At 72.2% G+C, this 12,431-nt stretch carries 11 protein-coding genes; 5 read left to right on the plus strand and 6 right to left on the minus strand.

The features are described 5' to 3' along the window. Positions 1 to 141: 141 nt before the first annotated feature. Positions 142 to 1,395 (minus strand): M6 family metalloprotease domain-containing protein, encoded by a 1,254-nt coding sequence (locus tag HG542_RS15385; protein WP_171081721.1) that lies wholly within the window; start codon positions 1,393 to 1,395, stop codon positions 142 to 144. 201 nt (positions 1,396 to 1,596) lie between these two features. Between HG542_RS15385 and HG542_RS15390 the strand changes: the two genes are divergently transcribed. Together HG542_RS15390 and HG542_RS15395 are read left to right on the plus strand one after the other, a co-directional pair. Beyond that, on the plus strand, positions 1,597 to 2,226 hold the full coding sequence (locus tag HG542_RS15390; protein ID WP_171081723.1) for a TetR/AcrR family transcriptional regulator: 630 nt from the start codon (positions 1,597 to 1,599) through the stop codon (positions 2,224 to 2,226). A gap of 125 nt (positions 2,227 to 2,351) precedes the next feature. Next, entirely contained in the window at positions 2,352 to 3,872 is a 1,521-nt protein-coding gene (locus HG542_RS15395) for an MFS transporter (protein WP_171081725.1), read from the plus strand. Between the two features lie 216 nt (positions 3,873 to 4,088). On the opposite strand, the gene HG542_RS15400 is transcribed toward HG542_RS15395, so the two are convergent. Beyond that, complete coding sequence (locus HG542_RS15400; RefSeq protein WP_171081727.1) at positions 4,089 to 4,601, minus strand: MarR family winged helix-turn-helix transcriptional regulator; 513 nt, start codon at positions 4,599 to 4,601, stop codon at positions 4,089 to 4,091. A gap of 113 nt (positions 4,602 to 4,714) precedes the next feature. On the opposite strand from HG542_RS15400, the gene HG542_RS15405 reads away from it, so the two are divergent. After that, positions 4,715 to 5,497, plus strand: a complete 783-nt coding sequence (locus HG542_RS15405) for a dioxygenase family protein (RefSeq protein WP_171081729.1) — start codon at positions 4,715 to 4,717, stop codon at positions 5,495 to 5,497. A gap of 39 nt (positions 5,498 to 5,536) precedes the next feature. Here the strand turns inward: HG542_RS15405 and HG542_RS15410 are convergent, their stop codons facing one another. After that, positions 5,537 to 5,968: a hypothetical protein gene (locus HG542_RS15410; RefSeq protein ID WP_171081731.1), complete on the minus strand. Its 432-nt coding sequence runs from the start codon at positions 5,966 to 5,968 to the stop codon at positions 5,537 to 5,539. 396 nt (positions 5,969 to 6,364) lie between these two features. Between HG542_RS15410 and HG542_RS15415 the strand changes: the two genes are divergently transcribed. Then, entirely contained in the window at positions 6,365 to 7,372 is a 1,008-nt protein-coding gene (locus HG542_RS15415) for a sigma-70 family RNA polymerase sigma factor (RefSeq protein WP_171081733.1), read from the plus strand. 87 nt (positions 7,373 to 7,459) lie between these two features. On the opposite strand, the gene HG542_RS15420 is transcribed toward HG542_RS15415, so the two are convergent. Beyond that, positions 7,460 to 8,428 (minus strand): helix-turn-helix transcriptional regulator, encoded by a 969-nt coding sequence (locus HG542_RS15420; protein WP_171081734.1) that lies wholly within the window; start codon positions 8,426 to 8,428, stop codon positions 7,460 to 7,462. A 96-nt stretch (positions 8,429 to 8,524) separates the two neighbouring features. Between HG542_RS15420 and HG542_RS15425 the strand changes: the two genes are divergently transcribed. Further along, complete coding sequence (locus HG542_RS15425; protein ID WP_373313069.1) at positions 8,525 to 10,027, plus strand: MFS transporter; 1,503 nt, start codon at positions 8,525 to 8,527, stop codon at positions 10,025 to 10,027. A gap of 124 nt (positions 10,028 to 10,151) precedes the next feature. Here the strand turns inward: HG542_RS15425 and HG542_RS15430 are convergent, their stop codons facing one another. Further along, on the minus strand, positions 10,152 to 11,246 hold the full coding sequence (locus HG542_RS15430; RefSeq protein ID WP_171081736.1) for a P1 family peptidase: 1,095 nt from the start codon (positions 11,244 to 11,246) through the stop codon (positions 10,152 to 10,154). Between the two features lie 12 nt (positions 11,247 to 11,258). After that, positions 11,259 to 12,425 carry a low temperature requirement protein A gene (locus tag HG542_RS15435; protein ID WP_171081738.1) on the minus strand — a complete coding sequence of 389 codons (1,167 nt, stop codon included), beginning with the start codon at positions 12,423 to 12,425 and terminating at the stop codon, positions 11,259 to 11,261. Between the last annotated feature and the right edge of the window lie 6 nt (positions 12,426 to 12,431).

The following is a 12,431-nucleotide window of genomic DNA, read 5'->3' on the forward strand; positions in this document are numbered from 1 at the left end:
AACCCTCCGGCCGGCGGGGCGGGGGGAGTTGGGGATGTGCTCGGGAAAGTATGGTCGTTCGTCATGCGCGTCATGCTCCAACCCTGACGCAGGGTCAGGGTCAACTCCCGCCGCCTACATGGCGTTCCGACAGTGCCCGCCTCAGTCCTGCCGCCGCACCCTCACCCGCCAGCTCCCGTCGCGCTCCTGGCGCAGGACGTCGATCATGACGCCGGGTGCCGTGCAGCGCTGGCCCGCGCGGTAGGGGGCGTCCGAGAGGGGGGCGTTCACGTTGGGGTCCGTCGTGTAGCAGCCCGCGCTGCCGGGGGTGGCGTCGGAGGCGCGGACCGGGCCCGTGCCGGAGGGGAGGTCCGAGGCCACCGTGGTGACCAGGACGCCGGGGCGGCACACCGCGTGGTCCAGGGGGCCGGGGGCGCGGGCTTCCAGGGTGAGGGCGTGGGTGGGGGAGAGGGGGATCACGGCGAGCTTGGCGCCGCCGCGGCGGGAGGTCGGGGTGAGGGTGATGGTCCGGGTGCCGGGGCGGTCGAGGCAGTGGACCTCGCGCGGGGCCAGCCAGCCCAGCTTCCACTTGTGCCAGGCGAGGAAGTCGTTGGAGGGGCCCCAGTCCTCGTCCATGGGGTCCCAGTGGCCCACAGGCGTGCGGATCGCCCGGCTGGGGGCGGCGGTGTAGAGGTCGGGGAGGCCGAAGCTGTGGGCGTTCTCGTGGGTGAGGACGCGGTACGGGCTGTCGCCGGTCTGCCGGCTCCAGATGAAGGAGACGTTCCGGAACGGCGTGCCGTCGTAGGTCTCCAGGCCCGTGGCGGCGCCGGCGAAGGTCACCGAGCGGACGTCCTGCACGGCGGGCGGCCCGGCGTTGGGGGCGGCCAGGACGTTGATCAGGTCGTAGCGGGAGAAGTCGACCCGGTCGTCGACGGCCGCGAGGATCTCCTTGGAGATCGCGTGGTAGCCGTCGTCGTGGTTCGGGTCGAAGGCCGAGCCGCGGGTGATGCCGTACCAGCGGTACGGGTGCGCCATGCGGATCCAGTGCAGGAACGGGGTCGAGCGGTAGTCGAGGCGACCGTACGAGCTGCGGCGGAAGTAGTCGGCGACGGCCGGGAAGAACTCGGCGTACCGCTCCTTCGGGGTGATCCGGGCCCGGGCGTCGGGGAAGTCGATGAAGAGGGTGACCGCCCGCACCGTCCCGCTGGAGCGTGCATAGCCGTACGGGGTGCGGGCGCCCTCGGAGACGTTCCGGGTGACCGTGCGCAGCGCGCAGGGGCCGGACGGGCGCCGGCCGGCCCGGTCCGCCGCGGGGGCGCCCGCGGTGTCCGGCGCGTAGGGGTCCGCCTCGGACGGCACGGGGGACGTCAGCGCCAGCACCGTCACCGCAAGGACCGCGACGACCAGGGTCTTCATGTTCTTCACCCTGTGCCGTGGCGGGCCGGTGCGCTCCCCGGACTGCGGCAGACGCGTGACGGCGACGGCACGGAGCGTCGTGTGAGGCGGCTCACCCGGCCGCGCCGAAATATCCGGGGACCTGCTCCCCGTTTAAGTGAGCGTTTCTGTCAAACGGGGAGCTCGTCCCCGGATCTTCATCCCACCCAAGGAGAAGCCGCCGTGGCCGCCGCCCCGCAGCCCCGCCTCCGCGCCGACGCCCTCCGCAACCGCGAGCGGATCATCTCGGCCGCCCGCGAGGCGCTCGTCGAGCACGGCGCCGAATCCTCGCTCGACGAAATCGCTCGACGCGCAGGTGTCGGCAATGCCACCCTGTACCGGCACTTCGCGGACCGCCGCGAGCTGATCCACCACGTCACCCTCTCGGTCATGGCCCGCCTCGCGGACCGTGCCGAGGTGGCGCGAGCCGAGGAGCCCGATGCCTTCCTGGCGCTGAGGCGCTTCGTCCACGCCGCGGCGGACGAGCGGATCGGGGCGCTCTGCCCGCTGCTCGCCGAAGGCGTCGACAAGAGCCACGTCGAGCACATCGCGGCGCGCGAGCGGCTCGACCAGGGGATCGAGGCGCTCATGGCCGCCGCCCGCGCGGCCGGCCAGCTGCGCGCCGACATCTCCGTCGGCGACCTGATGGTGGCCATCACCCAGCTCACCAGGCCCCTGCCGGGGACCGGCTGCATGAACTTCGACCAGTTCGTGCACCGGCATCTGCAGATCTTCCTGGACGGGCTGATGGCCCCCGCCCGCTCCCAGCTCCCCGGAGCCGCCGTCACGTTGGAGGACCTGCGCCAGAAGTGAGGCCGCGCGCCGGGCCGTTGCCCGGCCCGTTGTCAGTACCCCGTGCCATCGTTCTTCAGCAGCCCTTCAACAGCCCCGGTTCCCACAGTTTTTCGCACCCCCCGCCACGCCAGATAGGCCCCTCCATGCCACACACCGCCCCCCACGCAGATCCGCGGCGCTGGAAAGCGCTCGTCTTCATCGCCCTCGCCCAGCTGATGGTCGTCCTCGACGCGACCATCGTGAACATCGCCCTGCCCTCCGCCCAGACCGACCTCGGCATCTCGGACGGGAACCGGCAGTGGGTCATCACCGCCTACGCCCTCGCCTTCGGCGGGCTGCTGCTGTTCGGCGGCCGGGTGTCCGACATGTGGGGCCGCAAGCGCACGTTCGTCACGGGCCTCATAGGCTTCGCCGCCGCCTCGGCGATCGGCGGCGCCGCGGTCAACACGCCCATGCTGATGGGCGCCCGCGCCCTGCAGGGCGTCTTCGGTGCGCTGCTGGCGCCGGCCGCCCTGTCGCTGCTCGCCGTGATGTTCACCGAGGCCAAGGAGCGCGCCAAGGCGTTCGGCATCTTCGGTGCCATCGCCGGTGGCGGTGGCGCCGTCGGCCTCATCCTCGGCGGCGTGTTCACCGAGTACATGAACTGGCGCTGGACGTTCTTCGTGAACATCCCCTTCGCCATCGTCGCGGCGACGGGTGCGATAGCCGTCGTCCGTGAGCCCGCGGGCAGCCGCAACTCCGCCCGCCTGGACGTCCCGGGCGTCATCCTGGCCACCCTCGGTCTCGTCTCGCTCGTGTACGGCTTCACCCGTGCGGAGACGGACGGCTGGACCGCCGGTGCCACGATCGGCTTCTTCGTCGCGGCCGCCGTGCTGCTGGCCGCCTTCGTGGCCGTGGAGTCCCGGGTGAAGGCGCCGCTGCTGCCGCTGCGCGTGGTCACCGACCGCAACCGTGGCGGGGTCTACGCCGCGCTCGGCCTCGCCGCCATCGGCATGTTCGGCCTGTTCCTCTTCCTGACCTACTACCTGCAGGTCACCCGGGGGTACAGCCCGGTCAAGACGGGTCTGTCGTTCCTCCCGATGATCGCCACGATGATCACCGGCTCGACCCAGGTCGGCGCCCGGCTGATGACCCGTGTGCCGCCGCGCTGGCTGATGGGCCCGGGCTTCCTGCTCGCCGCCCTCGGCATGGTGCTGCTCACGCGGATCGACCTCAACACCTCGTACACCACCGGCATCCTGCCCTCGCTGCTGATGATGGGCCTCGGCATGGGCACGGCCTTCATGCCCGCCATGAGCCTGGCCACGCACGGCGTGCAGCCGCGGGACGCGGGTGTCGCCTCCGCGATGGTCAACACTTCGCAGCAGGTGGGCGGCGCGATCGGTACGGCCCTGCTGAACACGATCGCCGCCAGTGCGACCACCGACTACCTCAAGTCGCATATGACGCCCGCCGCCGCGGCCAACCCCAAGCTGCTGCAGTTCCAGTCGGCGGTGCACGGCTACACGACCGCCATCTGGTGGGCGGCCGGCATCCTCACGCTGTCCGCGCTGATCGCGCTGACCTTCGTCAACCACCGCCCCGGCAACGGCGGTTCCGCCGCCGCGTCCGGCGGTGCGGACGAGGCTGCCGCCGAGGATGCGGTGCCGGTGATGGCGCACTGATCGGCTGAACGTGCGCGAGGGCCTTTGCGGGAACCACGGTTCCTGCAAAGGCCCTCGCGGCGTGTAAGGGGCTGCCCGTTTGCCGGGGCTTCGCCCCGGACCCGGTGGCGTGTCGACTGCGGGCCGGTTGCTGGTTGCTCGCGCAGTTCCTCCCCCAGCTACCGCTGGGGGGACCCCCAGCGCCCCTTGCGGGGCGCCCCGTGAGCGGGGCGCTGGTCAGCGCAGCCAGGGCAGGTCCGCGCCCTCCGGTTCCAGGCCCGTCGCGATGGTCCGGCACACCTCGCCGAACTGCTTGACCTGTTCCGGCGTGAGCCGGTCGAAGACCGCCGCGCGGACCGCGGCCACGTGGCCCGGCGCCGAGCGGCTCAGCATCGTGTAGCCCGCGTCCGTGAGGATCGCCAGCTGGCCGCGCTTGTCGGACGGGCACTCCTCGCGGCGCACCCAGCCGTTCTTCTCCAGGCGGGCGACGGCGTGCGAGAGCCGGGAGCGGGTGATCTTGGCCTGCTGGGCGAGTTCGGTCATCCGCATCCGGCGGCGCGGGGCCTCGGAGAGCTGGACGAGCAGCCCGTAGTAGACGTGCGGCATCTCGGCGTCGCGCTGGAGCTGGCGGTCGAGGTGGTCCTCCAGGAGCCGGGTCGCGTGCATGTACGCGCGCCAGGCGGCCTGCTCTTCCTCGGTGAGCCAGTGCGGGTCCTCCGCGGGGTCGTCCGATGCGGGTCGGTTGGTCATGGCATCCACTGTTCCACTTCCTGCACCCCGCCTTGTTCCTTGAACTTTCAATTAGTAAGGGATAAGGTCTCTCGTAGAGCTTGAGATTTCAAGTAGAGAGCCGGGAGTGTGTCATGTCAGCGACCCCCGGGCGGATGCCCGCCCTCTACCTCTCGCACGGTGCCCCGCCGCTGGCCGACGACGCCCTCTGGACCCGCCAGCTCGCGGACTGGTCCGCAGGCCTGCCCCGGCCCGCCGCCATCCTGATGATCTCCGCGCACTGGGAGGAGGCCCCGCTCGCGCTGGGCGCGACCACGACCGTGCCGCTGGTCTACGACTTCTGGGGCTTCCCCGAGCACTACTACCGGGTGCAGTACGCGTCCCCCGGCGCCCCGGCGCTGGCCGACCGGGTCCGCAAGATGCTGCGCGGCGCCGGCACGCCCGTACAGGACCTGCCCGACCGGGGGCTGGACCACGGCGCGTACGTCCCGCTCGTCGAGATGTACCCCGATGCCGACATCCCCGTGCTGCAGCTCTCGATGCCCACGCTCGACCCGCAGCGGCTGCTGCAACTCGGCCGCAGGCTCGCGCCGTTGCGCGACGAGGGCGTACTGATCGTCGGCAGTGGCTTCTTCACCCACAACCTGGCGGCGCTGCGGCACGCCGGACCGCAGCCGCCCGCGTGGTCGGCGGAGTTCGACGCATGGGGCGACGAGGCGCTGCAGGCGCAGGACGTCGACGCCCTGCTCGACTTCGCGCACGCCGCCCCCGCCGCCGCGCTCGCGCACCCGCGCACCGAACACTTCGCCCCGCTCTTCGTCACGCTCGGCGCGGCCGAGGACGAGCTGGACAGCGGGCGCACCGTGATCGACGGCTTCTGGGGCGGACTCGCGAAGCGGTCGGTCCAGTTCGGGTAGGAGCCGGTTCGGGCAGGAGCAGGAGGCGTGCCGATCGCCTCAGTGCTCGTGCGTGTAGAAGACGTAATACGAGATCAGGCCCATCCCGATCCCCAGCGGGAGTCCGATCGCCGTCGACCGGAGCACGGACCCCCCGGACAGGCTGCACAGGAAGCCCATGCAGATGCCGAAGAACGCGCCGAAGGCGGCGGCGCGCACCTCGGCGACCATCCGGTGCCGCTCGCGCAGCAGGACGTGCCCGACGGCGATGGACACCAGCGCGGTGACGAGGCCCACCAGCCAGGCGTGCCCCGCGGAGTTCCCGGTCTCCGAGGAGATGAAGACGGCGTACAGGCCCAGGGCGATGCCGCCGGTGACGGGGACGCCCCACTCCCACCGGGCGTGACCGGCCTCCGCGGTGCGGCGGGTCTGCGGAAGGTGCGTGCCGCGGGCCACCGGGCCCGGGCCCTCGTGGGCGGCGTGTGCCGGCATGACGGGCTCCCTTCGCTGGTTCCGGTCCCACCAGCGCACACCTGTCCCCCCGGCCCGGCAAATCGATCACGGTGCGTCCGCCCGTCCGGGGGTGCGGTCCGGGCAACCGGCGGCCCCTGTGCCGCGTCTACGGGGGCAGGAACCGGAGCCCGCCGAGGGCCGAAGGGCAGTGCCGCCCGCCGGTCCGCCCCTGGCCGATCCCGCGTCCGACCTGCGGTTTCCCCGCCCGTCACACCCCGCGGTCCCCCCTTGCGGCCGGACAGGGTACTGCATGATCACAAAAAAGAAGACGCTCCTGGGAATTCTGTCCTGATTCCAGCCGTTGTTTCCTTCGGACGGCCACCCGTCAGGGGCACCGTCTCCATCCCGCGACCCACTCATCGCAAGGGAGTACGCATGGCAACCCGTGCCGTCGCCCGTCGTAAGACCGCCTCTCCGGGGGCCGACGAGGCCAGCAGTGTTCGCGCCTCGGGCGGGGAGATCGCCGATCGCGACCTGGTCGGCATGTACCTCGACGAGATCGCGCGTACGCCCCTGCTCGACGCCGCCAAGGAGGTCGAGCTCTCGCAGACCATCGAGGCGGGCGTGTACGCCCGGCAGATCCTCGACGGCCTGGAGGACGGAGCCGGAGCCGGGGCCGCAGGCGCCTCGCGCGAGGAGCTCGAAGCCATCGCCGCCGAGGGGGCCCGTGCCAAGGACGTCTTCATCAAGTCGAACCTCCGCCTGGTCGTCGCCGTGGCCCGGCGCTACCCGCGCAGCGGGCTGCCGCTCCTCGACCTGATCCAGGAGGGCAACGCGGGCCTGGTGCGCGCCGTGGAGAAGTTCGACTACACCAAGGGCTTCAAGTTCTCCACGTATGCGACCTGGTGGATCCGCCAGGCCATCACCCGCTCCATCGCCGACCAGTCCCGCACGATCCGGCTCCCCGTCCACCTCGTGGAGGAGCTCGGCCGGATCCGCCGGGTGCAGCGCGAGTTCAACCGGGAGCACGGCCGCGACCCCGAGCACGGGGAGATCGCCGCCGAGCTGGACACCACGGCCGAGCGCGTCGGCGACGTCCTGGACTGGGCGCGCGACCCGGTCAGCCTGAACATGTCCGTGGACGACGAGGGCGAGACCCAGTTCGGCGACCTGCTGGAGGACACCTCCGCCGTCTCCCCGGAGCAGTCGGTGATCGCCCTGCTGCGCAGCGAGGAGCTGGAGAGCCTGATCGGCCGCCTCGACCACCGCACCGCGTCGATCATCAAGGCGCGCTACGGCATCGAGGACGGGCGTGAGCGCACGCTCACCGAGGTCGGCAAGCAGCACGGCCTCACGCGCGAGCGCATCCGGCAGATAGAGAAGCACGCGTTGCTGGAGCTGAAGAAGATGGCCCACGACACGGGGTTCGACGCGGCGGCCTGAACGGCATAGCCTGGAAGTGACCCCAAGGACGGGCCCCGGCGCCTCCCCCCCTGCGTCGGGGTCCTTTTCCGCCCTCGTGGGCGTGGGCTACGCGCCCGCCGCCCGGCCCAGCCTGGCGCCCAGTTCCCGCAGGTGGTCCACCAGGGCCTGCGGCTCGCTCACCTCGAACTCGCAGTCGATCAAGGCCAGTCGCATGGCGATCCACTCCAGTGAGTCGGACGTCTCGAACTCCAGCCGGCAGCTGCCGCAGCCCGTCGGCACCGGGGTGCCGACCGACGGCGGCATCCGGGCGGCCACGAACTCCGCCGGAGCGCGCAGGGTCGCCACGACCCGGTAGACCGGCTGGCTCCGCGACATCGAGCGGCTCATGAACTCCGCCGCGTCCGCCGCCGGCAGCTCCCGCGGGGTGAACCGCGCGCCCGTCGCGAAGGGCTCGCTGACCCGGTCCACCCGGAACGTGCGCCAGTCCTCGCGGTCGATGTCGTACGCGACCAGGTACCACCGGCGCCCCGTGCTCACCAGCCGGTGCGGCTCGACGAGCCGCTTCGTCTCGGTGCCGTCCCCCGTGCGGTAGCCGAAGCGCAGCCGCTCGTGGCCGGTCGCGGCCGCCGCCATGACGGTCAGGGTCCGGGGATCGATCGTCGCCCCGTCCCCCGCACCCCAGACCAGCGGCACGGTGGCCGCCTGCAGTGCGGCGACCCGGTGCCGCAGCCGGGAGGGCAGCACCTGCTCCAGCTTGGCCAGCGCCCGCACCGAGGCCTCCTCGATGCCGTCGACGGCGTGCCCGGCCCCGGCGCGCAGCCCGACCGCGATGGCCACCGCCTCCTCGTCGTCGAGGACGAGCGGCGGCATGGCGGCCCCGGCGGCCAGCCGGTACCCGCCGTCGGCGCCCATCGTCGCCTGGACGGGATAGCCGAGGTCGCGGAGGCGCTCGATGTCGCGCCGGATCGTGCGCGGGGTGACGCCCAGCCGCTCGGCGAGCTCGCGGCCCGGCCAGTCGCGCGGGGTCTGGAGCAGCGAGAGCAGGGTCAGCAGCCGTGCCGGGGTGTCCGTCATGTCACTCAGCCTGCCAGCGAAGTAGGACATGACCTGACCTATAGCCGGGTTAGGTTTTCGGTCACCCCCGGAAAATCAGCACGAAAGGCAACACGCGTGTCCGTCACCGCCACCGATCCGCCGGCCGCCGAGGCCACTGAGGCCTCCGGGCCCGCCGCACCCCGGTCCCCGGCCGACCGCCGCCGCTGGCTGGCGCTCGCAGTCGTGATGACCGCGTCCTTCATGGACCTGGTCGACGTCACCATCGTCAACATCGCCATGCCGAGCATCCAGAAGGACATCGGCGCCTCCTTCAGCATCCTGCAGTGGATCACCGAGGGCTACGCGCTCGCCTTCGCCGCCGGCCTGATCACCGGCGGCCGGCTCGGGGACATCTACGGCCGGCGGCGGATCTTCCTCCTCGGCATGTCCGGCTTCACGCTCGCCTCGATGCTGTGCGGCACAGCCGGGGACCCCCATCTCCTCGTCGCGGCACGGGTGTTCCAGGGTGCGACGGCGGCGCTGATGGTGCCGCAGGTGCTGGCCATCGTCCACGCCACGTTCCCCGCGCACGAACGCGGCAAGGTCTTCGGCATGTTCGGCGCCGTCGTCGGCCTGGGCGCCGTCTCCGGCCCGATCCTCGGCGCGCTGCTCACGCAGTGGAACCTCTTCGGCCTGGAGTGGCGGCCGATCTTCCTGGTCAACCTGCCCGTCGGCATCGCCGGTCTGCTCCTCGGCCGTCGCTACATCTCCGAGTCCCGGGCCCCGAAGGCGCTGAAGCTCGACCTGGTGGGCGTGCTGCTCGCCTCCGGCGGCCTGCTGATGCTGCTCTACCCGCTGACCCAGGGCCGCGAACTGGGCTGGCCGCTGTGGGGTTACCTCTGCATGGCGGGCAGCGCGGTCGTCTTCGCCGCGTTCGTCGCCTACGAGCGGTACAAGGCCCGCAAGGACGGATCCCCGCTCGTCGAGCTCTCGCTGTTCCGCGTCAAGAGCTTCGCCGCCGGCGTCGGCGTCGAGATCGCCTTCGGCGTGGCCTGCGGCATCTTCTTCCTGATCTGGACGCTGTACATGCAGATCGGGCTCGGCTGGAGCCCGCTGCGCGCGGGCCTGACCGGCATCCCCTTCTCGCTCGCCGTGTCGGTCGCGGCCGGCCTGTCCGTCCAGAAGCTCGTGCCGCGCTTCGGCCGCAAGGTGCTGCAGGCCGGTGCGCTGGCGATGGCGGCCGGCGTCCTCCTCTACATCTGGGAGGCGGGCCACTACGGGACGGGCATCAAGCCGTGGCAGATGGCCGCGCCGCTGATCGTGATGGGCCTGGGCATGGGCCTCGTCGTCGCCCCGCTCACGGAGGCGGTCCTCTCCGAGGTGCCGCGCGAGCACTCCGGGTCGGCGTCCGGACTCATCAACACGACGCAGCAGTTGGGCAATGCGGTGGGGCTGGGACTGGTGTCGGTGGTGTTCTTCAACGCCCTGGACGCGAAGGCGCTGGCCGCTGGGCGTACGGGGGAGGCCTTTGCCACTGCGTTCAGGCATGGCATGTGGTGGGTTGCCGGGGTGCTGGGGGTTGTGCTGGCGCTGATGTTCGCGTTGCCGCGGCGCTCCGCGGGGGCGGCCGCCGAGTAGGTCGGGTGCGGGTCCGTTGTGGTTGCTCGCGCAGTTCCCCGCGCCCCTGACGGGGGCACGGAACCACTAGGGGCGCGGGGAACTGCGCGACCGGCCACAGACGACCTGCAGCCGAACGCAACGCTCAGCCGTACAGCTCCGTGTACGACGGAAACACACCGCCGGGGCCATTGATGCCCTCGGCGGCCCGCGCGGCGCGCACCACGCACCGCGTGAGCACATCCGCCCCCGCCGCCAGGATCTCGTTCACGGCCCCTGCCGTGAAGTCCACGCTGCTGGGCAGCGATTGGTCCTCCGCCAACGGGCGAGCGCCCGTCGCCAAAGCGAACACGGTGTCGCCGTCCGTCAGCAGGTGCACCGGCCGTACCGCCCGCGCCAGGCCGTCGTGTGCCGTGCCGGCCAGCTTCTGCGCCTGGGCGCGGGTGAGCGCCGCATCCGTCGCGACCACGGCGATCGTGGTGTTGAGCGGCGGCTGCACCGAACCCGCCCAGCGGCGAGCCGACTCCTGTCGCGCCGCGTCCAGCGCGCGCTGCGCCGCCGTGTGCCGCTCCGGTTCCGGATACGGGACCCGGCCGCCCTCGTACAGCTGCCCGTACAGCACGCCCGTCTGCGGATCGGCCACCGCACCGGCCGCGTTGACGGCGGCGAGCGCGGCCACCGTCACGCCCGACGGCAGCACCACGCTCGCCGTGCCGATGCCCCCCTTGAGGCCCCCGGCCACCGCCCCGGTGCCGGCTCCCACATTGCCCTGCGCCACCGGCGCCCCCGGCTCCGTACGCGCCGCGGCCTCGACGGCCCGGCGGCCCAGGGCGGCGTCCGGGCGGGCCCGCCAGTCGCCGCCGCGGCCCAGGTCGAAGAGGGCGGCGGCCGGGACGACCGGCACCACCTGGGCGGGGTCCGGGCCGACCTGCACGCCCCGGCGCTCGTCCTCCAGCCAGGCCATCACCCCGGACGCGGCCTCCAGCCCGAACGCGCTGCCGCCGGTGAGGACGACCGCCTCGATGCGCTGGACGAGGTTGCGCGGGTCGAGGGCGTCCGTCTCCCGCGTCCCGGGCCCGCCGCCCCGGACGTCCACGGCGGCCACCGCGCCGCCCGGTTCGGTCAGGACGACGGTGGTCCCGCTCAGGGCCCGCTCACCGGTCAACTCGGCGTGTCCGACGCGGAGACCGGGCACGTCGGTCAGGGCATCACGAGGACCGGGACGCAGCAATGCAGTCATGCGGCATGCGTATCACGCGTCCTGCTCCCGCGCCGCCCTCCTGGCCGTCAGAGTGACGCCCACCACGACCGTCGCGGCCGCCACCAGACCGGCGGCGAGCACGGCCCTGTTCCCCGCGAACGTGCACAGCAGGACCAGCACGGCCGAGACCGGCAGCACCAACTGCTGGGCCGGGCCGCGCTTCTGGTGCCGTGAGTGGATCAGCCACACCGTGAGCATGAACAGCGCGGTGGGGACGGTGACCGCCGCGGAGGCGGCGGTCGTCGGGATGTGCGCCTTGCCCGTCGCCGTCTCGATCGCCACCTCGATGCCCGCGCCGACCGCCGCCGCCGAGACGAACACGGGGTAGTGCCCGTAACCCCACAGGAACGCCTGGCTGTTGGAGGCGAGATGAAGGTGGATGGGCACGGCGAAGTAGATCCAGTACGCGGCGAAGATGATGAGCAGCCCGCCGGCCGCGATCGGCAGCAGGGTGCCCAGCGACCCGTGCTCGTCCACCGCCGACTGCACGGCGACCGTGGCCGCGGAGACGGTCTCGCCGAGCACGATGATGGTGAACAGGCCGTAGCGCTCGGCGATGTGGTGCGGGTGCCAGCCCGTCTGGTGCCGGTGCTCGGCGATGGGCGGTACGCACATCTCCAGCACCGCCATCACCAGGAAGACCCATGGCTTGGCGTGGCCCGGCAGCAACAGCAGCCCCAGCCAGCCGACCTGGCACAGACTGATGCCCGCCGCGTAGCGCAGGGCCGTGGTGCGCTCCTCGCCCTCGGCGCCGTGCGCGGCCCGCAGCCACTGCGAGACCATGGCGAACCGCATCACGAGATAGCCGAACCAGACCGCCGTGAAGTCCCCGCGGTCGAAGGCGCGGGGCACGCCGGCGGCGAGGATCAGCACACCGGCGATCTGGACGAGGGTGACGACACGGTAGAGCGCGTCGTCCGTGTCGTAGGCCGAGGAGAACCAACTGAAGTTCATCCAGGCCCACCACACGGCGAAGAACATCATCAGGTAGCCGGGGATGCCGTGCTGCGGATGCCCCTCCGCGAGCGCGTGCACCAGCTGCCGGCCCGCCTGGGCGACCGCGACGACGAAGCACAGGTCGAAGAACAGCTCCAGGGGCGTCGCGGCGCGGTGCGACTCCTCGCGTCCGCGTGCGGTCATGGGGCGCAGCACGCTCATGGGCCG

Source organism: Streptomyces morookaense (assembly GCF_013030945.1).
GTDB classification, from domain to species: Bacteria; Actinomycetota; Actinomycetes; order Streptomycetales; family Streptomycetaceae; genus Streptomyces; species Streptomyces morookaensis.

Bases quoted from the DNA above. Each gene is read 5' to 3' on its own strand.
- HG542_RS15410 (WP_171081731.1), bottom strand. From the start codon at position 5,968: ATGCCGGCACACGCCGCCCACGAGGGCCCGGGCCCGGTGGCCCGCGGC.
- HG542_RS15430 (WP_171081736.1), bottom strand. From the start codon at position 11,246: ATGACTGCATTGCTGCGTCCCGGTCCTCGTGATGCCCTGACCGACGTG.
- HG542_RS15435 (WP_171081738.1), bottom strand. From the start codon at position 12,425: ATGAGCGTGCTGCGCCCCATGACCGCACGCGGACGCGAGGAGTCGCAC.
- HG542_RS15400 (WP_171081727.1), bottom strand. From the start codon at position 4,601: ATGACCAACCGACCCGCATCGGACGACCCCGCGGAGGACCCGCACTGG.
- HG542_RS15405 (WP_171081729.1), top strand. From the start codon at position 4,715: ATGTCAGCGACCCCCGGGCGGATGCCCGCCCTCTACCTCTCGCACGGT.
- HG542_RS15385 (WP_171081721.1), bottom strand. From the start codon at position 1,395: ATGAAGACCCTGGTCGTCGCGGTCCTTGCGGTGACGGTGCTGGCGCTG.
- HG542_RS15415 (WP_171081733.1), top strand. From the start codon at position 6,365: ATGGCAACCCGTGCCGTCGCCCGTCGTAAGACCGCCTCTCCGGGGGCC.
- HG542_RS15420 (WP_171081734.1), bottom strand. From the start codon at position 8,428: ATGACGGACACCCCGGCACGGCTGCTGACCCTGCTCTCGCTGCTCCAG.
- HG542_RS15395 (WP_171081725.1), top strand. From the start codon at position 2,352: ATGCCACACACCGCCCCCCACGCAGATCCGCGGCGCTGGAAAGCGCTC.